This window comes from Photobacterium chitinilyticum (assembly GCF_004104355.1).
Taxonomy (GTDB): Bacteria; Pseudomonadota; Gammaproteobacteria; order Enterobacterales; family Vibrionaceae; genus Photobacterium; species Photobacterium chitinilyticum.
Genome location: NZ_RJLM01000004.1, coordinates 213,991 through 235,308, shown reverse-complemented (window position 1 = coordinate 235,308; position 21,318 = coordinate 213,991). Strand labels below are relative to the sequence as shown.

The 21,318-nt window shown below is 49.6% G+C and carries 21 protein-coding genes and 1 other annotated feature; of the genes, 14 read left to right on the top strand and 7 right to left on the bottom strand.

What is annotated here, in order from left to right:
• Positions 1-96: 96 nt before the first annotated feature.
• On the bottom strand, positions 97-378 hold the full coding sequence (locus EDI28_RS12140) for a hypothetical protein (RefSeq protein ID WP_128784143.1): 282 nt from the start codon (positions 376-378) through the stop codon (positions 97-99).
• 172 nt (positions 379-550) lie between these two features.
• Between EDI28_RS12140 and EDI28_RS12135 the strand changes: the two genes are divergently transcribed.
• Positions 551-1,309 (top strand): YciK family oxidoreductase, encoded by a 759-nt coding sequence (locus EDI28_RS12135; protein ID WP_128784142.1) that lies wholly within the window; start codon positions 551-553, stop codon positions 1,307-1,309.
• 113 nt (positions 1,310-1,422) lie between these two features.
• Here the strand turns inward: EDI28_RS12135 and rluB are convergent, their stop codons facing one another.
• From rluB to rnm, 3 genes are all read right to left on the bottom strand, one after another.
• Positions 1,423-2,430, bottom strand: a complete 1,008-nt coding sequence (gene rluB / locus EDI28_RS12130; RefSeq protein ID WP_128784141.1) for a 23S rRNA pseudouridine(2605) synthase RluB — start codon at positions 2,428-2,430, stop codon at positions 1,423-1,425.
• Between the two features lie 239 nt (positions 2,431-2,669).
• The gene (locus EDI28_RS12125) at positions 2,670-3,290 is read right to left on the bottom strand and encodes an L-threonylcarbamoyladenylate synthase (RefSeq protein WP_128784140.1); all 621 of its coding nucleotides are present in this window, start codon (positions 3,288-3,290) and stop codon (positions 2,670-2,672) included.
• An 8-nt stretch (positions 3,291-3,298) separates the two neighbouring features.
• Positions 3,299-4,180 (bottom strand): RNase RNM, encoded by an 882-nt coding sequence (gene rnm, locus EDI28_RS12120; protein WP_128784139.1) that lies wholly within the window; start codon positions 4,178-4,180, stop codon positions 3,299-3,301.
• A gap of 116 nt (positions 4,181-4,296) precedes the next feature.
• Positions 4,297-4,391, top strand: a sequence feature (Trp leader region).
• An 85-nt stretch (positions 4,392-4,476) separates the two neighbouring features.
• Between rnm and EDI28_RS12115 the strand changes: the two genes are divergently transcribed.
• The 12 genes from EDI28_RS12115 (at position 4,477) to EDI28_RS12060 (ending at position 15,769) form a co-directional block, all read left to right on the top strand.
• Entirely contained in the window at positions 4,477-5,490 is a 1,014-nt protein-coding gene (locus EDI28_RS12115) for a bifunctional 3-deoxy-7-phosphoheptulonate synthase/chorismate mutase (protein WP_128784138.1), read from the top strand.
• Positions 5,487-7,067: an anthranilate synthase component 1 gene (locus EDI28_RS12110; protein ID WP_128784137.1), complete on the top strand. Its 1,581-nt coding sequence runs from the start codon at positions 5,487-5,489 to the stop codon at positions 7,065-7,067. Before EDI28_RS12115 ends, EDI28_RS12110 begins: the two co-directional genes overlap by 4 nt.
• 11 nt (positions 7,068-7,078) lie before the next feature.
• Positions 7,079-7,696, top strand: a complete 618-nt coding sequence (locus EDI28_RS12105) for an aminodeoxychorismate/anthranilate synthase component II (protein WP_128784136.1) — start codon at positions 7,079-7,081, stop codon at positions 7,694-7,696.
• A gap of 13 nt (positions 7,697-7,709) precedes the next feature.
• Positions 7,710-8,720, top strand: coding sequence for an anthranilate phosphoribosyltransferase (trpD, locus tag EDI28_RS12100; RefSeq protein WP_128784135.1), 1,011 nt, complete (start codon positions 7,710-7,712; stop codon positions 8,718-8,720).
• Between the two features lie 2 nt (positions 8,721-8,722).
• On the top strand, positions 8,723-10,093 hold the full coding sequence (trpCF, locus tag EDI28_RS12095) for a bifunctional indole-3-glycerol-phosphate synthase TrpC/phosphoribosylanthranilate isomerase TrpF (protein ID WP_128784134.1): 1,371 nt from the start codon (positions 8,723-8,725) through the stop codon (positions 10,091-10,093).
• 14 nt (positions 10,094-10,107) lie between these two features.
• On the top strand, positions 10,108-11,298 hold the full coding sequence (gene trpB, locus EDI28_RS12090; RefSeq protein WP_128784133.1) for a tryptophan synthase subunit beta: 1,191 nt from the start codon (positions 10,108-10,110) through the stop codon (positions 11,296-11,298).
• Positions 11,298-12,104: a tryptophan synthase subunit alpha gene (gene trpA / locus EDI28_RS12085; protein ID WP_128784132.1), complete on the top strand. Its 807-nt coding sequence runs from the start codon at positions 11,298-11,300 to the stop codon at positions 12,102-12,104. Before trpB ends, trpA begins: the two co-directional genes overlap by 1 nt.
• 359 nt (positions 12,105-12,463) lie before the next feature.
• Positions 12,464-13,720, top strand: coding sequence for a dicarboxylate/amino acid:cation symporter (locus EDI28_RS12080; protein ID WP_128784131.1), 1,257 nt, complete (start codon positions 12,464-12,466; stop codon positions 13,718-13,720).
• Positions 13,721-13,981: 261 nt separating this feature from the next.
• Positions 13,982-14,521: a septation protein A gene (locus EDI28_RS12075; RefSeq protein ID WP_128784130.1), complete on the top strand. Its 540-nt coding sequence runs from the start codon at positions 13,982-13,984 to the stop codon at positions 14,519-14,521.
• Positions 14,522-14,536: 15 nt separating this feature from the next.
• Entirely contained in the window at positions 14,537-14,935 is a 399-nt protein-coding gene (gene yciA, locus EDI28_RS12070; RefSeq protein ID WP_128784129.1) for an acyl-CoA thioester hydrolase YciA, read from the top strand.
• Positions 14,936-15,036: 101 nt separating this feature from the next.
• Positions 15,037-15,336, top strand: a complete 300-nt coding sequence (locus EDI28_RS12065) for a YciI family protein (protein WP_128784128.1) — start codon at positions 15,037-15,039, stop codon at positions 15,334-15,336.
• A 46-nt stretch (positions 15,337-15,382) separates the two neighbouring features.
• Complete coding sequence (locus EDI28_RS12060; RefSeq protein ID WP_128784127.1) at positions 15,383-15,769, top strand: GspS/AspS pilotin family protein; 387 nt, start codon at positions 15,383-15,385, stop codon at positions 15,767-15,769.
• A 57-nt stretch (positions 15,770-15,826) separates the two neighbouring features.
• On the opposite strand, the gene EDI28_RS12055 is transcribed toward EDI28_RS12060, so the two are convergent.
• From EDI28_RS12055 to EDI28_RS12040, 3 genes are all read right to left on the bottom strand, one after another.
• Positions 15,827-16,765, bottom strand: coding sequence for a class I SAM-dependent methyltransferase (locus tag EDI28_RS12055; RefSeq protein ID WP_128784126.1), 939 nt, complete (start codon positions 16,763-16,765; stop codon positions 15,827-15,829).
• 528 nt (positions 16,766-17,293) lie between these two features.
• The gene (locus EDI28_RS12045) at positions 17,294-17,980 is read right to left on the bottom strand and encodes a TIGR01621 family pseudouridine synthase (protein ID WP_128784124.1); all 687 of its coding nucleotides are present in this window, start codon (positions 17,978-17,980) and stop codon (positions 17,294-17,296) included.
• A gap of 146 nt (positions 17,981-18,126) precedes the next feature.
• Positions 18,127-19,461, bottom strand: coding sequence for a sodium-dependent transporter (locus EDI28_RS12040; protein ID WP_128784123.1), 1,335 nt, complete (start codon positions 19,459-19,461; stop codon positions 18,127-18,129).
• A gap of 353 nt (positions 19,462-19,814) precedes the next feature.
• On the opposite strand from EDI28_RS12040, the gene cls reads away from it, so the two are divergent.
• Positions 19,815-21,272, top strand: coding sequence for a cardiolipin synthase (gene cls / locus EDI28_RS12035; protein WP_128784122.1), 1,458 nt, complete (start codon positions 19,815-19,817; stop codon positions 21,270-21,272).
• The last annotated feature ends 46 nt before the right edge of the window (positions 21,273-21,318 follow it).

Sequence of the window (21,318 nt, the reverse complement as noted above, 5' to 3'; positions counted from 1 at the left end):
CGAGCACAAGAGCAATTACAATTATCGACAGTATCAACGATAAAATACAAAGTACATTTCAAGCTTTGATTCTACGCCCCCACCCAAAGGCTATATTCAAGAAGAAATTCTGTTGTTACGAACCAGAGCCCTACGTATGTTTTTACACATCTTTCCGAATTTCGACAGTTCATCGAATGTGGGTGGCAATCCACGCTTAATCTGGTGTTCCCAGTAAGATAAGTCAGAGTCGACAAGTTCCATCAGTTTTTTGGGACAACCAATACAACTGTTATCAGGGCCACACGTAAAAGTATCTTCTTGGTATAGCGGGAAGTCCTGCTTGACTGCATCAATAATTTGCTGCATGGCCGTAATTCTATCTGGCTTCTTGCTCACGAACTAAGCTCCTAAAGAAGTACAAGCGGGCATTATAGATTCTATTAAAATTAATGCCACACCGAGAAAGAGTAGTTCGGCTTGGCTAACTGTAGGAATGTTCATTGAAACGAGCATCTTGAGGTTGCTTGGGTATAATAGAAAAACTAAAAAACAAATAAGGAAGTTACACGTGGAATATCAAACCGCTGCAGATTCTCTCAAAGATCGTGTCATTTTGGTGACAGGCGCTGGTGAGGGTATTGGCCGCCAAGCAGCCATCAGCTATGCAGCTCACGGTGCAACTGTTATTTTGCTTGGCCGAACAGTTGCTAAGCTCGAAGCCGTTTACGATGAAATTGAAGCGCTGGACTATGCGCAGCCTGCGATTATTCCTCTAGATCTACAAGGGGCGACCAAGCAGAACTATGAGGACATGGTCGAGACCATCGAAGGCCAGTTCGGCCGCCTTGACGGTGTACTGCACAATGCCGGTCTGCTGGGCGTAATGAGTCCGTTCGATCAACTCGGCGAAGATACCTTTGACGATGTCATGCAGGTCAATGTCAAGGCACAATTTTTGATGACCCAGGCGCTGATGCCCCTGGTCAAGAAAGCCGAAGACGGCCGCATTATCTTTACCTCGTCGACCGTGGGTCACGAAGGCCGTGCCTTCTGGGGAGCCTACTCAATCTCCAAGTTTGCAACCGAAGGCATGATGCAGGTGCTGGCTGACGAGATGAGCAACACCAATGTCCGCGTTAACGCCATCAACCCGGGCGGTACCCGCACCGCTATGCGCGCCAAAGCCTACCCAGCCGAAGATAGTTCGCGGCTGAAAACACCGGCAGACATTATGCCGCTGTATCTGTACCTGATGGGTCCTGAAAGCAAGGAGGTTAACGGCCTGTGCCTTGATGCCCAGCCGAAGCGCAAGCCAGGGGCAGCTTAACCCCACCCTAACCCCACCCTTCAAAAAGGGAGGGGGTGGTTACAATGCTTGACGTAAGTAGCCAGATATAAAAAAAGCAGCCATTGGCTGCTTTTTTAAATTCTACACACTGCTTATTTGCGCGTACGCGGCTTGGCAGGCTTGTTCTTCAGCGGATTACGGCGGTTTGCCGCATTGCCTGAAGGTTTACGTCGGCCTTGCGGCGCTGCTTCTGCATCTTTGTTGCGAGAAGAAGAACGGCGGTTATCCTGGCGACCACGACGACCACGAGGCGAGTCATCATTCACACGCTCTTCGTGACGACGAACAGCACGACGGATCTGACGAACCCCTTTCTTGCGCTTTTGGCCTTCAACCGTCAGCATGGTGTTTTCTTCTGGCTTCAGCTCTACCATTTCACGCAGGTAGTTAACTTCTTTCAGCTCAAGCTCATTCCATCCGCCACGCGGCATATCCTTGGTCAGGAAAATGTCACCGTAACGGACACGCTTCAGACGGCTAACCGTTACACCCTGAGAATCCCAAAGACGGCGAACCTCACGGTTACGGCCTTCGGTCAGCATAACGTAAAACGTATGGTTCATCCCTTCACCACCGGCATAAACTACGTCTTCAAAGCGGGCCATACCGTCTTCAAGCTTCACGCCTTTAACAAGGTTTTTCACCATCTGCTCGTTGACGTCACCGAATACACGCACCATGTATTCACGCTCAACACGATGACTTGGGTGCATTAATCGATTAGCAAGCTCACCATCAGTAGTGAATAGCAGCAAACCTGAGGTATTCGCATCAAGACGACCAACGGAAACCCAACGCCCTGTCTCCAAACGCGGCAGGCGGTCAAAAACAGTACGACGACCTTCAGGGTCATGACGTGTACATAGCTCACCCTCAGGCTTGTTATACGCAAGCACACGACACACTTCTTCAGAAGGTGCGAGTAGACTGATTTTATGCCCGTCTATACGAACAATGGAATCATGATCGTCTTCAAGACGATCGCCCAGCTTCGCGACATTGCCATCAATGCTCACACGACCATTTTGAATCATTAATTCAAGCTCGCGACGAGAACCATGGCCAGAACGAGCTAGCACCTTCTGTAATTTTTCACTCATTGGATAAACCTTTGTCGCCTTCACAGGCGTCGAAACATCATCAAATATACTAACAGCACAAATTTCTGCCTATTTGGCGAACAAGTTGCCGCTGTTTGGTATCACGCCTTAAGCCCTCTCAAAGCGACCGCGAATTATGCCAAAAGCTTGATGCAGATACCACCTAAAAGACGGATTAGATGGCTATCCGCATCGACTTCGCTCCCACCAGCAAGAGCAAATAAGAAACTTAGCACCTATTATTCAAACGGGGATGGATCCCCAGCACCGACACGGGCCACTTCCATTTCATCATTACTGAAATCAATAACAGTGGTCGGCTGCTCGCCCAAATAGCCACCATTGATAATCAAATCAACAGCATGCTCCAGCTTATCGCGGATCTCGTCCGGATCAGACTCAGCGACATCGCTATCAGGCAAGATCAACGATGTCGACATCATAGGCTCACCCAGCGCATCCAACAGCGCCAGAGCGATAGCATTATCAGGCACACGAATACCGATAGTCTTACGTTTCGGGTTCATCAGACGACGCGGTACTTCCTTCGTCCCCTTAAAGATAAACGTATAGGCACCAGGCGTATTGTTACGTAATAGGCGAAATGCCGTGTTATCGACACGGGCATACAACGATAGCTCGGACAAGTCTCGGCACAACAGGGTGAAATTGTGTTTATCGTTAAGACGGCGGATCTGACAGATACGCTCTAGCGCCTGCTTGTTTTCCAACTGACAGCCCAGGGCATAACCTGAATCGGTCGGATAGACAATCACCCCGCCATTTCGAATCATTGCCACCGCCTGATTAATTAATCGGACTTGTGGTGTTTCAGGGTGAACATAAAAAAATTGGCTCATTCTTCCTCCTATGATGATTCCGTACTGTGCGGAACCTCCTCATCAACTCGCTTCTTTTCAACTTTCCAGTCTTGCCAGACCTCAGTCACACCTTTTGGCAACCAGAGGTTACGTCCAAGTTCGGTCCACGGAGAGGCATAATGAAAATCGGAACCTTGTGAAGCGAGCAAATTATACTCAATCGAATAATCAGCAAGTGTTCTGCGCTCCTGCTGGGCTTGCTGAGGCTGTGCAACTTCCATTGCATCCCCGTTGGCTTCGACGAACGCCGTCAATAGACGCTTCTGCCATTTCGCCGTCATGTTGTAGCGACCGGGGTGGGCCAGCACGGCCTGGCCCCCGGCGGCATGAATCGCCCCGACCGCATCGGCAATCGAACACCAGCTTGGCGGTACGTAGCCCGGATTATTACGGGTCAGAAACTTTTTGAACACTGCCTGCATCGTTTTGGCATAGCCCTGCTCCACTATCCACTGGGCAAAATGAGATCGAGTTAACGTCGCATCCCCGGCAATAGCCTTCGCGCCTTCGAGTGCTCCCGGCATGCGGTTCTTCTCCAACCGCGCCGCAATTAGTGCCGCTCGCACCTCACGACGTTCAGCTTGCTCGGCAATCAATGTCGTCATTGCAGGATGGTCAGGATCAATATTCAAACCGACAATGTGAATATCAAAATTTCGCCAAAGTGTCGATATTTCAATACCTTTGATGAGAGTTAAGGGCAAATTTTCTGCATCGATTGCCTGCTGCGCCGATTCTAGGCCAGCCACGGTATCGTGATCTGTGATCGCAAGCACATCAACGCGTCGTTCTACCGCTCTTTTTACCAATACTTCTGGCGATAAACGGCCATCCGATGCCGTGGTATGGCTATGTAAATCAAACAACATAATTTATTTTCTTGACTTTATTTTCATGAACTAGTTTACTAGTACGCAGTTACCCAGTAATAGAATTACAGGATATTTACATGTTACAGCAAATTAATCATCAGCTCCGCGCTTTCTTTTCTTGGTGGTGGCACTTCTCTCTACGGGTGGTGTGATTTGCTGTGCCTTAAGGCCAAACAGACACAAGCCCGCTTACTGCGGGCTTTTTTGTACCCCAAATTGACGAATACGACACTCAGCATGATGCGCCTCTACCGATAGTTTGCAAGCGCGTTACAAATTAAAGAGATAGCGAAATGATTATTGTACTAAAACCCAATGCAACCGAAGAACAAGCCAAAGAGATCCTGAGCCGTATCGATAATGCCGGCCTGAAACCACTCTACATGCCGGGCGTCGAGCGCATCGTATTGGGAGCATTGGGAGACGAGCGCGTACTGCAGCAGCTACACCTTGATGCCTATCCATATGTCGAAAATGTTAAACCTATCCTAACCAAGTACAAAATGGTCAACCGCGAGGTGCAGGCACACGACACCGTTGTTCGTTTCGGTAATGCCGCAGTCGGCGGCGACAAATTTGCTGTCATTGCAGGCCCTTGCTCGGTTGAATCTGAAGAGCAGCTAATGGCCGTCGCCGAGGTTGTGAAAAAGCATGGTGCTGTCGCCCTTCGCGGCGGAGCCTACAAGCCCCGCACCAGTCCGTATGATTTTCAGGGCATGGGAATAGAAGGGTTGAAACTACTTCACAAGGCCAATCAGCAACTTGGTCTTCCGACAGTATCAGAAGTCATGGAAGTCGGTCAGGTTGATTCAATGTGTGAATATGTTGACTGCCTACAGATTGGTGCCCGCAATATGCAAAACTACGCGTTGTTAAAAGCTGTGGGTGAAAGTAAAAAACCGGTCTTGCTCAAACGCGGACTTTCCGCCACTATCGAAGAGCTGTTATTAGCAGCGGAATACATCTATGACGCAGGAAATCCGAACATTATTCTGTGTGAGCGTGGCATCCGCACCTATGAAACAGCGACAAGGAATACGTTGGACCTCAATGCCGTCGCCTACCTGAAGCAACGTACCCACCTGCCTGTGGTGGTGGACCCTAGCCATGGTACTGGTGTTCGCGAGCTGGTGATCCCGCTTTCCCGGGCAGCAGCCGCTGTTGGCGCTGATGGCATTATTGTCGAATCACACTTAAATCCGTGTGAGGCCTTATCCGACGGCCACCAGGCGCTGACAGGTCCAATGTTTGAACAGTTAATGCAAGAGTTGAAACCGTTTGTAGAAGCGGCAGGGAGAACGCTGTGAATACGACCCCTCTAGGTACCGGCGAGCTAGAGCTACTTAGCCTCGGCGTACCCTATGTGGCGGATCCGACGGAGTTGTATTACTCCGTCTGTGGCGACCGTCCACATAATTTATTGCTGGAGTCGGCCGAAATCGACTCCAAGCAGGATTTGAAAAGCCTGATGCTTGTTGACGCTGCGGTACGTATTGTATGCCGCGGCAAGCAAGTCCGGCTTGAAGCATTAACAGACAACGGACTCAATGTCCTGCAGACCATTGAGCAGGCACTGGCTGCTGATATTCAGAGTCAGCGTGAAAGCCACTGCCTGATCCTCGATTTCCCGAGTGCCGAGCGCGCACTGGATGAAGACAGCCGCCTGCGTCAGACCTCATCGTTTGATGCACTGCGAATGATCCAGCATGCCTTTGATACCTCGGGCCACCCGCGTGAAGCCCTGTTTCTGGGCGGCCTGTTTGCCTATGATGTCGTCGCCGGTTTCGAACCGCTGCCGGACGTCACCGAGGACAACAAGTGTCCGGACTACCTATTCTATATTGCCGAAACCTTGCTGGTTATCGACCACCAGCGTCGTCGGGGCAAGTTGCAGGCAACGCTGTTTGGCGGGGATGAGTATACTTCTAGTTATTTTGAGCTGAGCCGTCGGCTGCAACATATCAAGGAAGCCTGTCTGGAGCCGAAGCCGCTCCCCGGTGCCGAGTTTCTTGAACAGTGCGAGCCTGTTGCAAGCATTAGCGATGAGGCATTTTGCCAAACCGTACTCGACCTAAAACAGCATGTTATTAACGGTGATGTCTTCCAGGTGGTTCCGTCCCGCCAGTTCACGTTGCCATGCCCGTCACCGCTGGTTGCCTATAAAGAACTGAAAATTGGTAACCCAAGCCCTTACATGTTCTATCTGCAAGATGCTGACTTCACTCTGTTTGGTGCCTCTCCGGAGAGCGCGCTGAAATATTGCACCGAAAGCAATCAGGTGGAAATTTACCCTATTGCCGGAACCCGTCACCGCGGCAAAAACCCTGACGGTTCTATCAACCTGGATCTCGATGGCCGTATTGAGCTTGAACTGCGCAGTGACATGAAAGAGAACGCCGAGCACATGATGCTGGTCGATCTGGCCCGTAATGATGTTGCTCGGATCAGCGAGCCCGGCAGCCGCTATGTCGCCGATTTACTTCAGGTAGACCGCTACAGCCATGTCATGCACCTTGTCTCCCGCGTTGTCGGTCAGCTACGTGGCGACCTCGATGCCCTGCATGCCTACCAGGCCTGCATGAATATGGGGACACTCACCGGGGCTCCTAAAATTCGTGCCATGCAGCTGATCCGTGACGTCGAGCAACGCCGTCGAGGCAGCTACGGTGGCGCGGTTGGCTACCTGACAGGCCATGGCGATATGGATACTTGTATTGTAATCCGCTCAGCCTATGTCGAGGATGGTATTGCCAGTGTGCAAGCCGGTGCCGGCGTGGTTTATGACTCGGTGCCACAGGCCGAAGCGGATGAAACCCGTGGTAAGGCACAGGCGGTCATCGCTGCCATTCGCAAGGCACACAGTGCCCCAACCCGGTCAGCATAAGGAGCAAAAACATGACAAGTGCAGAAATCGTATTGCTAGATAATTTTGACTCCTTTACCTACAACTTGGTCGATCAGTTCCGTTCGCTGGGTTACCCAGTCACCATTTACCGTAATAGCCTGAGCGCCGATCAGATGGAACAGGCTCTGGCAGAGAAAAACAATCCGGTACTGGTGCTATCTCCCGGTCCCGGCGCACCAGCAGATGCAGGCTGCATGCCTGAGCTTATCAAGCGGGTTCGCGGCAAAGTACCGATGATTGGTATCTGTCTCGGCCACCAGGCCATTGTCGAAGCCTATGGCGGCAAGGTTGAAGGTGCCGGTGATATTGTCCATGGTAAATCAGCCATGATGAGCCACAGTGCCCATACTGTATTTGGCGAGTTGCCAAGTCCGCTTTCCATTGCCCGCTACCACTCTTTGGTCGCGACGGAAGTGCCTGACAGCCTGACAACTGTCGCCGATGTCGATGGCTTAGTGATGGCAGTAACCAACGACCAAGATCGCGTGTGCGGCTACCAGTTCCACCCTGAGTCGATTCTAACTACACAAGGGGCTCAACTGCTCACCAATACACTGAACTGGGTAATGTCAAAACCGAACAGCCAGAACGAGCGCGCAAAGGTTTAGGGAGAAAGAGACCATGGACGCAAACATTTATACTATTGCCAACAAATTATATGACCAGCAGGCCCTGAGCCAAGAAGAGAGCCAGACGCTGTTTGATGCCATCATCAAAGGCGAGGTCGATCCTATTCTGCTATCGGCAGTACTGACAGCACTGAAAATCAAAGGGGAAACCCCGGCTGAAATCGCTGGCGCCGCCAGTGCCTTGCTGGCTAATGCCAAGCCGTTCCCGAGTCCGGACTATGATTTTGCCGATATCGTCGGAACCGGTGGTGACGGTGCCAATACGATCAATATCTCGACCACGGCCGCTTTTGTTGCCGCAGCCTGTGGCGTAAAAGTCGCCAAGCACGGCAACCGCGGTGTTTCAAGCAAGTCGGGCTCATCCGACCTGCTCGACAAATTTGGCATCAATCTGGCGATGACAGCCGACAATGCCCGTGGCGCACTAGACGAACTGGGAGTTTGCTTCTTGTTTGCACCGGAATACCACGGCGGTGTCCGCCATGCGATGCCAGTTCGCCAGACATTAAAAACCCGAACAATCTTCAATGTCCTTGGGCCGTTGATTAACCCGGCTCGGCCGAATATCGAGCTAATGGGCATTTATGACAAGGCGTTGGTACGGCCAATTGCCGAGACCATCGCGACTATGGGCATGAAACGCGCAGCCGTAGTTCACGGTAGCGGTCTGGATGAAGTGGCCATCCACGGTGAGACCACCGTTGCTGAAATCATCAATGGCGAGATCAAAGAATATACCCTTACCCCGGCTGACTTTGGTCTGAAAACCTACCCGCTTGAAGCAATCAAGGGCGGCGAGCCGGAAGAAAACCGAGCCATTATTACCAATATCCTGACCGGTAAAGGTACCGAGGCCCAACAAGGTGCAGTCGCTGTCAACGTTGCCATGCTACTGCGTCTGTTCGGTAACGAAGACTTGAAGGCCAACACTCAACAAGCCATTGACGTCATGCAGTCTGGCAAAGCATTTGAGCTGGTTGAAAAACTGGCAGCACGAGGTTAACCATGGAAACAGTATTAGCGAAAATTGTGGCTGATAAGCGCCTGTGGGTTGAAGCGCGCAAGCAGAAGCAGCCCCTTGACGAGTTCATTGACGGGCTGATCCCGAGTGACCGTAGCTTTTATGATGCGCTTTCTGGTGATCAGACGGCTTTCATCCTTGAGTGTAAAAAAGCCTCGCCATCAAAAGGCCTGATCCGCCAAGACTTCAACCTTGATCATATTGCCAAGGTCTACAATGGCCATGCCAGTGCGATCTCGGTACTGACAGACGAGAAATACTTCCAGGGCAATTTTGATTTTCTGCCTCTGGTACGCAATCAGGTCAAACAGCCGGTATTGTGCAAAGACTTCATGATCGACATCTACCAGGTGTATCTGGCGCGCCATTACAGTGCCGATGCCATTTTATTGATGCTATCGGTCCTCGGTGACAACGAATACCGTGAGCTTGCCGCCGTCGCCGAAAAGCTGAATCTCGGTATTCTAACCGAGGTCAGCAACGAGCAGGAGCTGGATCGTGCCATCGCACTGAAGGCCAAGGTGGTCGGGATCAATAACCGCAACCTGCGCGATTTAAGCATAGACCTCAACCGCACCAAAGAACTGGCTCCGCGTCTGCCGCAAGACACCATTGTGATTTCAGAGTCGGGGATCTACAACCACCAGCAAATCCGTGAGCTTACCGCCTATGCCAACGGCTTTTTGATCGGCAGCTCGCTGATGGCCGAGGACAACCTGGAATTGGCTGTACGTCGTGTCCTGCTTGGAGAGAACAAGGTATGCGGCCTAACCCGGGCCGATGATGCCAACGCCGCCTATCAAAGCGGTGCGGTATACGGCGGACTCATCTTTGTTTCCACTTCACCGCGACAGGTCGATATCGAGCAGGCGCGAATGGTAATGAGCGGTGCACCGCTAAAATATGTCGGTGTATTTCGCAACGCCGATCCCGATGCAGTCGGCAAGGCCGCTAAAGCCCTGTCACTGTCGGCAGTTCAGCTGCACGGCGAAGAAACACCGGACTATATACAGGGTCTCAAGGCTCACCTTCCTAAAGACTGCGAGATTTGGAAGGCACATGGGATCACGACAACTGTCCCGGACTTCGCCCGATGGCCAGTCGACAAGCACCTTCTCGACAGTAAAGTCGGCCAACAGTCAGGGGGAACAGGTATTGCTTTTGACTGGAGCCTGCTCAGTGATACCGACAAGCAAAACATCATGCTGGCTGGTGGCCTGACCCCCGAGAATGCCTGCGAGGCAGCCAAACTAGGCTGCAAAGGACTGGATTTAAACTCCGGTGTTGAAAGCACCCCGGGCAAAAAAGATCAAACAAAATTGAATGCGGCCTTTGCCGCAATCAGAAAGTATTAAGGATTAGAAAAATTATGAGCAAACTAGACGCCTACTTCGGTGAATTCGGTGGACAATACGTACCCCAGATTTTGGTACCCGCACTTGACCAGCTGGAAGCTGCTTTTATCGAAGCCCAGCAAGACCCTGGCTTTCAAAAAGAATTTATTACCCTGCTAAAAGAGTATGCTGGCCGCCCGACGGCATTGACGCTATGCCAGAACCTTACCAAAGGCACCAAAACCAAACTCTACCTCAAGCGTGAGGACTTACTACACGGTGGTGCACACAAAACCAATCAGGTGCTGGGTCAGGCTCTGCTGGCTAAACGAATGGGCAAAAGTGAAATCATTGCCGAAACAGGTGCTGGCCAGCACGGTGTTGCTACAGCACTGGCCTGTGCCCTTCTCGGATTAAAGTGCCGCGTTTATATGGGTGCCAAGGACGTAGAACGCCAGAGCCCGAACGTATTTCGAATGAAGCTGATGGGTGCGGAAGTGATTCCGGTTCACTCCGGATCCGCCACCCTAAAAGATGCCTGCAACGAGGCGATGCGCGACTGGTCAGCAACATATGATAAAGCCCACTACCTATTAGGAACTGCGGCAGGTCCTCATCCGTTCCCGACGATTGTCCGTGAGTTCCAGCATATTATTGGCGAAGAAACCAAGGCACAAATCCTGGAAAAAGAAGGTCGCCTTCCTGACGCCGTCATCGCCTGTGTCGGTGGTGGCTCCAACGCCATCGGTATGTTTGCCGATTTTATCGAGGATAAGGAAGTGGGCCTTATTGGTGTCGAGCCGGCAGGTAAGGGTCTTGATACCAATATGCACGGCGCGCCGCTCAAACACGGCAAGCTGGGTATTTTCTTCGGAATGAAAGCCCCGCTGATGCAGGACGAACACGGTCAGGTCGAAGAATCCTATTCGGTCTCTGCCGGTCTGGACTTCCCGTCTGTCGGCCCGCAGCATGCTCACCTAAACGCGACTGGCCGCGCCGTCTACGGCTCCGTTACTGACGACGAGGCACTGGACGCATTCCAGTCACTGGCACGCAACGAAGGAATTATTCCGGCACTGGAGTCTGCCCACGCACTGGCCTACGCCCTTCAGATGATTGAACAAGAACCAGAGAAAGAACAAATACTGGTCGTTAACCTATCCGGTCGCGGCGATAAAGACATTTTCACTGTACACGATATTCTAGAAGCAAAAGGAGCGCTGTAATGGATCGTTATCAAGCACAATTTGACCGCCTGGCGGCAAAAAACGAAGGCGCGTTTGTTCCTTTTGTCACTATCGGAGATCCCAACCCCGAGCAATCGTTGAAAATCATCGACACCTTGGTGGCGTCTGGTGCCGATGCACTAGAGCTGGGGATTCCGTTCTCAGATCCACTGGCAGACGGCCCGACAATCCAGGGGGCAACCATTCGAGCACTGGAGTCCGGCACGACGCCGGCAATCTGCTTTGAGCTGCTGGGTAAGATCCGAGCCAAATACCCGGAGCTGCCAATTGGCCTGTTGATGTATGCCAACCTTGTATTTGGCGCAGGTATCGAAAACTTCTACCAGAAATGTGCAGAAGCTGGGGTCGATTCAGTATTGATTGCCGATGTGCCTGTCAAGGAATCAGCTGAGTTCCGTGCCGCCGCAGAAAAATATGGGATCCACCCAATTTTCATCGCACCACCAAACGCCGATGAAACAACACTGAAAACAGTCTCAGAATACAGCGGTGGCTATACCTACCTCCTATCGCGTGCCGGCGTTACCGGAGCCGAAACCAAGGCTGGGATGCCAATCAATCACCTGTTGGAAAGCCTCAAAACACACAACGCGCCACCGGCATTGCTTGGCTTTGGGATTTCAGAACCAGCCCAGGTAAAAGAAGCCATTGAAGCCGGAGCCGCCGGTGCAATATCAGGCTCTGCCGTGGTGAAAGTTATCGAGCAGAACCTAGGGAACAATGATGAAATGCTACGCCAGATGGGCCAGTTCATCAGTAATATGAAAACGGCAACACGTTTGTGATAATCACACCAACAAAACAATAACCTTTCAAAGCCGCACCCTCTGCGGCTTTTTCACCCCAACACAACGATTTATGGCCAATATTCGGCCATTATTCACCCTATAAACAAAGCTAAACCCGTATTAGATCAAAGATCTTAGCCTCTACCCGCCTTACAGTAGCCAAGTTGTTAAGGGTAACACTTTTGTCATCAGGCATATTTACACCCTATAACAGCAAAGCAAAATATCGAAAACAATGATTGATAAATACAAAAATTGTGTGTAAAAACACAACCGCAAAATAAAGGGTTAACATTTAAAACAATCACAACACTTAACCCTAATCAAAATTAACAAACACAACAGAGGTACCAAAGGTGTTAAAAGAAAAAGGATTATTAGGCAATATCGGCGTCCAAGTCGTCATTGCCATGTGTGTGGGCACACTCGTTGGCGCGATGATGGGGCACTCAGCCAGCATGTTTGCACCGCTTGGTAGCATTTTTATCCACTTGATCAAAATGCTTGTTATCCCATTGGTGGCAGTCGCTATCATTTCAGGTGCAGCCGGACTTGGAAGCAGCCACTCAGCAGGTAAAGTTGGTTTTGCCACTCTGGGTTTCTTCGGCTTTACATCAGCCGTTGCTGTTGCACTTGCCCTATTCATGGGCGAAGTCTTTCAACCGGGAATGGGGGTAGACCTAACAGGTGTTGAAGGCTTGTTCTCAAACGTCTATGCCGATAAAGGCGATCTGCCATCCTTCTGGGCCACCGTGTTGGGGATGATCCCGACTAACGTATTCCAGTCACTCAATGAAGCGAATATTCTACAAATTCTTGTGTTCTGCCTTTTCTTTGGTATCGCTTTATCCAAGCTGGAAAAAGATCGTCGAGATCCACTCATCAATGGTGTAAACGCAATTGTTGATGCCATGGTTTGGATGATCAATGTCGTCATGAAAATTGCACCACTTGGTGTTTTCGGCCTGATGGCAGATGCCGTTGGCACCTTTGGCTTTAGCGCCCTGATGGTCGTATTCAAGCTATTTCTTGTCTACGTCGGTGCCATCCTGATTTACGGTTTCGTCTTCTACCCGCTGATGATCAAGGTATTCAGCAAGACATCGCCGGTGAAGTTCCTGTCGGTAATGAAAAAGCCACAGGCAGTTGCCCTATCAACAGCCTCTTCCATGGCAACACTGCCAGTTACCATGGAGGCCTGTGAAGAAGAGCTAGGTGTTAAAAACTCTACAGCATCGTTTGTACTGCCGCTGGGTGCCACCATCAACATGAGTGGTAACGCGATTTACTATGGTCTGGTTGCTATCTTCTTCGCTCAGATGTTCAATATTGATCTGGGAATGAGCGCATATCTAGCCATTATCGTTACCTCGACCCTGGGTGCGGTTGGCCAGGCCGGTGTTCCGGGACCATCATTCCTTGTTGTAGCCGTACTGCTGTCAGCAGGGATCCCGATTGAAGGTCTGCCGCTGCTGTTCGCCCTTGACCGTATTTTCGATATGATCCGAACTGCGCTGAATATCACCGGTGATGCTGCCTGCGCTGTCATTATCAATGATATGGTAAGTAAAGATCCGAGCCACGCTGCGGAAGAGAAAGTACAGAACGCTTAATTGCTTCAACTTATCTCGACGGAACAAAACAGTACCGTGTTAGAGGCCGCTGACAAATTGTCGGCGGCCTTTTACTATTCAGAACGAGGTGATTACACAAGTACACTAAGCAAGGACAATAATACCAACCTGGATAAGTTACTGAGCATATACTTATCCAGATTGGTATTAGGTATACTAGTAGCAAGCAACAAATATCCAACGATATACGTTCATTCCGCTGAGCCCCATGAGGCTTGGCAACAATAAGGCTGCTATTGAATGAAACAACTGATCGACTTTATCCCGCTGATCGTCTTCTTTATCTTGTATAAAACACATGATATCTACGTCGCTACGGGTGCTTTGATAGCTGCTACAGCAGTGCAGCTTGTATTGACTTGGTTCCTGTACAAGAAAGTAGAGAAAATGCAGCTCATTACTTTCATAATGGTCGCTGTATTTGGCGGGCTAACGCTATTTCTCCACGATGACAACTTCATCAAGTGGAAAGTTACTATTATCTATACCCTGTTTGCCGGAGGCTTGGCCGTCAGCCAGTATCTTGGCAAACCGCTGATCAAGGGGATGCTCAGTAATGAAATCAATCTTCCGGAGCTGATCTGGAAACAGATTAATGTTGCCTGGATGCTGTTTTTTATTATTTGCGCCATTATCAACGTCTACGTAGCCTTCCGGCTGCCGCTTGATGTGTGGGTTAATTTTAAAGTCTTTGGGTTATTAGCCCTAACTTTGATTTTTACCCTTGCCACCGGTGGATATATTTACCACCATATGCCGAAAGAAACCGATACTGAATAGTTGTAAAATCGAACCATGACCACAGAAAATAACATCCCTCGCGGACAGCTGCTGCTCCGCACCCTAGCTATGCCTGCAGACACCAATGCCAATGGCGATATTTTTGGCGGCTGGATTATGTCTCAGCTGGATCTGGCCGGTGCTATTCTGGCCAAAGAAATTTCAGGCGGACGCGTTGTCACCGTCTCTGTCGATAGTATTGCCTTTAAGGCCCCAGTCAGTGTCGGCGACGTCGTATGCTGCTACGGCGAATGCAGCCGCATTGGCAACACATCAATGAGCATTGCTCTGGAAGTCTGGGTAAAGCCTGTTGCTCTCGAGAGCATCGGCGATCGCTACCGTGTCTGTGAAGCTACCTTTAATTATGTGGCTATCAACAGTGAAGGTCGCCCGCGTCCGATACGAAAAGCGTAAAGCTTTCCTCACAATTAGCCCTAACCTCTGGTTGGGGCTTTTTTTTTGCTTTAAGATAACGCTCAGTATCAATTAACTTAGTCACAGGGAGAATTCAGCGAATGTGGTATGTTATTTTTTCTCAGGATGTTGAAAACAGCTTAGAGCGTCGCCTGAGTGTTCGCGAAAAACATCTAGCCCGCCTGAAAGAGCTACAAGAGCAGGGCCGGCTATTAGTTGCAGGTCCAATGCCAGCGATCGACAGCGACAACCCGGGAGAAGCAGGTTTCACTGGCTCAACAGTCATTGCAGAGTTCAACTCTTTGGCTGATGCCAAGACTTGGGCTGATGCCGATCCGTACATCGAAGCTGGTGTATATGACAATGTCACTGTTAAGCCATTTAAGAAAGTTCTACCCTAATTGGCAAAGGCGCTACACACAGCAATAAACCGAGATTATTTATCTGATGTTTAAAAAAACGTTTGTATGCATCGCATTACTCGCTCTGGCGGGCTGCGCATCGAACCAGGATGATGCGGCTAAAGCGTTGGCCAAAAGTCGTGCGTCGCTTATCAACAACAAAGCGCCCTATGACAAGATCGGTGAATACCAGATCATGAAAGCACAGGCACGGGAAAAAACAGTCGAAATCACGATCTTGTATGGTGGTGGCGGCAAAATCCCACCTTCGCAGGCAGTCAAAAATGCAGCCGTTAATTACTGCAGCAGTGAAGAGCTCACCCCTTTATTTAGCGAAGGCGTAAGCTATAAAATAATGGTCATGGATATGCGTGGCCGTACTATGGCAGAGCAACCAGTCTATACCGAGTACTGCAAAGGCTTAGCAAAGTAATTTCTGTCTCAAAAAACAATACCGCCAAGTAGACGCATCTGGCGGTATTTTTCATTCTTAGTTCCGGTCAAACACCAATACTTTCAACCCGCCCTCAGGATCAATGTCTTTAAATTCCGGCGGGTTTTCCAAACGTTCGGTAAACATCAGCTCTGGAGCTTCGGTCGCCATCCCATCAATTAAAAACTGAGACGAAACTGACGGATCGTTAACACATGCGACTACCTTGCCGGCTTCTGTTAGCAGATCAGGCAAGCGACGAAGGATCTTCTGGTAATCCTTGGTCAGGGCGAAGCTACCTTTTTGAAACGACGGCGGATCGATAATGATCAAGTCATACGGCCCCAGCTTACGGACTTTACCCCATGACTTAAAAAGCTCGTGGCCAAGGAAACTGACTTTCTTCAAATCATGTTTGTTCAGATGGTGATTATCGCGACCACGACTCAATGCCGCTTTCGCCATATCCAGGTTAACCACATGCTCTGCCCCACCCTCGATCGCAGCCACGGAAAAACCACAAGTATAAGCAAACAGGTTAAGCACCCGTTTACCCGCAGCATGATGCATTACCCAGTCACGGCCATTACGCATATCAAGAAATAGACCATTGTTTTGTTTACGGCCTAAATCCAACTTAAAAATCAGGCCATTCTCGACAACATCCTGATAATCTCCACTTTCACCCCAGAGGATCTCCATTGGCGATCCTAGTCGGTCTCTATGCTGTAGCAAAAGCGATGACGCGCCACTTTGCTGCCAAATTTCAGAGGTGCATAACCCCGTCAGTATTTTGTGCAACTCATTAAGGAATGACTCGGATGGCTCTTTAAATAAAGAAACTAATACCTGGCCACTCAACCAATCAACAGTGAGCTGCTCTAACCCCTGCCAACAGCGTCCTCGGCCATGGAATAAACGACGAACTTCTGTCGGCGGCGACGTCAGTTCATTAAGCAGGTGTTGTTCTAAGGTAGGTAGCGCAGTTGTTTCCATAACTCTACAGTCTTGATCGAAATAAGGGCGCTATTCTAATACCAATGCCTTGTGCCATTCCAGACAATTATCGACAGCAAAACTTACCTGCATTGGAAGACAATAGCAAACGGCATTCAATGGGGCTTCAGGCGACTAATTTAATATTTTCATCAGGGAGGCGGTGGCTGGCGAGGGTAACATATTCTGCGGTGATACGGACTTGTCTTTGGTGTTTAACGCGGGATTTGAACTTTTGACGATTACGACGAAATGACGCTAGTCCCCAAAATAGAGATTGGTTCTTTTTCTTCTTCAGTCGCATACGAAGCGACATGGAACGGGTATGGCGCATTGTAATCCTCAATCTAGGCGTTTCCTAGGCAGGTATTATATGTGATCTTTATCAACAGTTTAATTGCGTTTGCTCAATTAACAGTCAGTTAGTAAATATAATTTATGTTTTTACCAGTTCTGTGTAAAAAAAGGGCTTTAAGACCTATTTTTAACGGTCTATTTTAATAAACATGGTGACTTGATAACCAATTGTTACTTTTTACTCGGTAATTTTGGCCAAGCCAGTGTCCATGGGGACAGCCATTCTGTCAGCGCTACTTGCACTTCAGCGGTCTTCCACAGTTCCCCTTGATCCGGTAGACAAATAAACTGACGCCATTCCCCCTGATAGGGAAAGCGCAACGCGAATGCATGAAGATAGCCACGGTCAGCGGTTTCACAGCCGTATATTGCATCTCCGGTGATCCCGGATCCGACGCTGCGCAGTGCTACACGAATTTGGTGGGTCTTGCCTGTGTGGGGTTTACATAAAAACAGACGACGCCCGTCACCACCTGCGGTAGAGAAGAACTGGGTCACCGCCGGATTATCTTTGCTGCTTTCAAGCTTCCAGCTGCTACGGCGAGAGCGGGACATATCGCCGATCACCACACCCTGCTTTTTCTTAGGTTTTTTTGTCCCAATGGCCAAATAAAACTTTTCGACCTCGCGGCGGGCAAAGTTCACCGAAAGCTCGGAAGCCGCCTGGTGATGTCGGCCCAGTAACAACAGGCCAGATGTCATCTTATCTAGACGATGAATAAGGTACAGCTTCTCATCGCCAGTCTGCTTGGCGACGGCTGTCAGCAACGGCTGTTCATTGTCATCTTTATGAACACTCACATCCGGGTGTTTATTGATGACCAAAAAATCAGGATGTTGATAAACCAGAGTGAACATAGCCAGATACCATTGAGCAGACGAAAATCGAGACGCGGAGTATATACCGTTTGCATTTAATACCAAATGCCAAAGACACAAAAGCCGCTCGGGTGAGCGGCTTTATTCAGTGATTATAACCGTAACGGGTTACACCAGCTTGGAAATTAGGCGAAGAACACCCACAGCATCATCAGCGGACAGACAACACGCACATACCAAGGCCAGATTTTCCAGAACAGCCCTTGCTCTAGTTCAGGATAGCCTTCTTTAATTTCCTGCAGTACTTTGTCACGCTTCCATACCCAGCCAACAAGCAGGGCAAACAGCATACCTAGAATAGGCTGGGCATATTCAGTCGTAATTGAAATGACCAGGCCGAACATGTCGCCAAAGTTGAAAACGATAATACCAGAGAACAAAGTAATCAGGCCACCAATCCACCATACCGCAACTTTTCGATCTTGATTCAGCTCTTCTGTCGCACAGGCAACCGGTACTTCCAGCATCGAGATGGAAGAAGTCAGCGCCGCAATCACCATCAAGACGAAAAACAGTACGCCAATAAACAGGCCTGCTGAACCCATGGTATCGAACATAGCTGGTAATACACTAAAGACCAGTGTATCAGACGACAATAACGCACCACTATCACTGTAGATCTCAACACCATTGTGCTGAGCAACAAACATCGCAGGCAGAATAAGCAGGCCGGCAACAAAGGCAACGGAGGTATCTAGCAGTGCAACTTGGGCGGCGGTTTTCGGCAGGTTCACATCTTTTTTGATGTACGAACCGTAAACCATCATCGAACAGACGCCCAGCGACAACGAGAAGAATGCCTGTCCCATTGCACTCACTACCAAGCCTGGGCTGAAGTGAGAAAAGTCCGGAACGAGGTACATCTTGAGACCATCGATGGCACCATCCTGAGTCAGGATGTAGGCAACCATCACCACGAACAATACCAGCAGAACTGGCATCAATCGGGTCGACCAGCGTTCGATACCATTTGCTACCCCGTTACGTACCACGAGAATAGTCAACACCATAAAGAAGACCATCAGTACCAAGTTACGGGAAGCACTGAAGGATTCTAGCCAGTTAGCCGCCGATGCCAGGCCAATAGCCTCGAGGATTGGACCAACGAGGAAACCAAATAGCCAACCAGCAACAATTGCGTAGAAGCTGAGGATCATCGATACCGCAATCATCCCGGCCACCCCAAGCAATGTTGCAATCCCACGCTGCTGAGGCCACACCGAACGCAGCGACTTAATTGGGTTCGCGCTGCCGTATCGGCCAATCGTTAATTCTGCAACAAGTAGTGGATACGCCAGCGCAAACACCATCAGCAGATAAACCATAAGAAATACAGCACCACCGTTGCTTGCTGCCTGAGTCGGGAAGCCCCAAATGTTCCCTAAGCCAACAGCAGAACCCGCTGCTGCCAAAATAAAACCTATCCGTGAGCTAAACTGCGCTCTTGATCCACTTGCCATACGACTCTCTACACTAGTTGAAATTATTGTACCGCTCTTTCCATGTGTTCCCATTTCGGGTGTAAAGTTTTATGTACACTTAAAAGAGTATTAATCACACCGTCAACATTGGCAAGTAAAACAGTTTGGGAATACAATGTGAAGCCCGCAGCTCTATTTTTTGATTTAATGCTAGTATTTCTCTAAGAAACGCGTTTTTCCGCACATAAATTAACCACCCCATACTATTTTGTTTCACCATTGTTAAAAGTATTGGCGGATATTTCTGTCGGCAAGATAACGTTGGTATTCCGCCCGTTTCAATGCAGAATAGAGGATATATAACTCTTTCTTAAATCAGATAAGCCATTCACATGGAACAGTTTTATCAAGTACTCGCTTGGGTCAGCATCTTCTTTTACTGGCTAATTATTGCTGGCGTAACAATGCGCGTTGTATTTAAGCGCCGGGTTGTAGGTGTTTCACTGGCATGGCTGATGATCATCTATATCATCCCTATTGGCGGTGTTTTTGCTTATCTACTCGTAGGCGAGCTCAACCTAGGGAAAAAGCGTGCAATGCGGGCGTTGGAAATGTTCCAACCATTTGCCGACTGGTTCCAGCGCCTGAATGACTGCCCCGGCCACCAGCCTCAGCATATGAGCCACCATGCCCGGCCTATCAGTGACTTATGTGAAAACCGTCTGGGGATCCCTGCTCTTTGCGGCAATTCGCTTTCTTTACAGGACTCCCCGCACAAAATCCTCCACTCGCTAATCGAAGATATTCACCAAGCACAGGATACAATTCACCTCGAATTTTATATCTGGCACCCGGGAGGACTAGCCAACGAAGTGGCCAGCGCACTGATTATGGCGGCAAAACGCGGGGTCACCGTCAAGGTAATGCTGGATGCGGCGGGTAGCATGCGTTTTTTCCGCTCGTATTGGCCGAGATTAATGCGTCATGCCGGCATAGAGATCACCGAGGCGCTAGCTGTAACACCGCTGCGTATGTTCCTGCGGCGTCTTGATCTTCGCCAGCACCGAAAAATTGTTGTGATTGACAACTGCATCGCCTATACAGGATCGATGAACCTGGTCGATCCCGAACACTTCAAAACCAAAGCGGGAGTTGGCCAGTGGATCGATGTCATGGTGCGGGTGACGGGACCTACTGTGGCAGTACTGAACTGCATTCAGGCCTGGGATTGGGAAGTCGAAACTGGCGAACGCTACCTGCCACAGCTGCCGGCATGCAAGTTACCCTCTCCAGCAGACAGTTCTGACATGATCCAGGTGATCCCTTCAGGTCCCGGCATGCCCGATGAAATTATTCACCAGGTGCTACTTCTGAGTATTTACCAGGCGCAGAAAAGCATAGTTATCACCACCCCATACTTCGTCCCGAGCGAGAACCTGCTCCATGCACTAGAAAGTGCAGCTGAACGTGGCGTAAGCGTTCATATCGTCATTCCTGATAAAAATGACTCGATCATGGTTGAGTGGGCCAGCCGCTCTTTCTTTACCGAGCTATTAACTGCCGGAGTCAATATTCACCGTTTTCATGGCGGGTTGCTTCACACCAAATCGGTTGTTATCGATAACAATCACTGCCTCATTGGCACCGTAAACCTCGACATGCGTAGTTTATGGCTCAACTTTGAGGTCACGCTGGCGGTAGATAACCCCGAATTTACCCAGCAACTCAGCTGGCTACAGCAAGAATACATTAACGACTCAGCCCACATCGCACTTAGCGAATGGGAGAAACGCCCTGTTACCAACAAACTTATTGAACAGTTTTTTTATATGTTCAGCCCATTACTATAAAAAGCTGGCTTTCCCATCAGCACAACATGGCCCACTTATTGCTCTA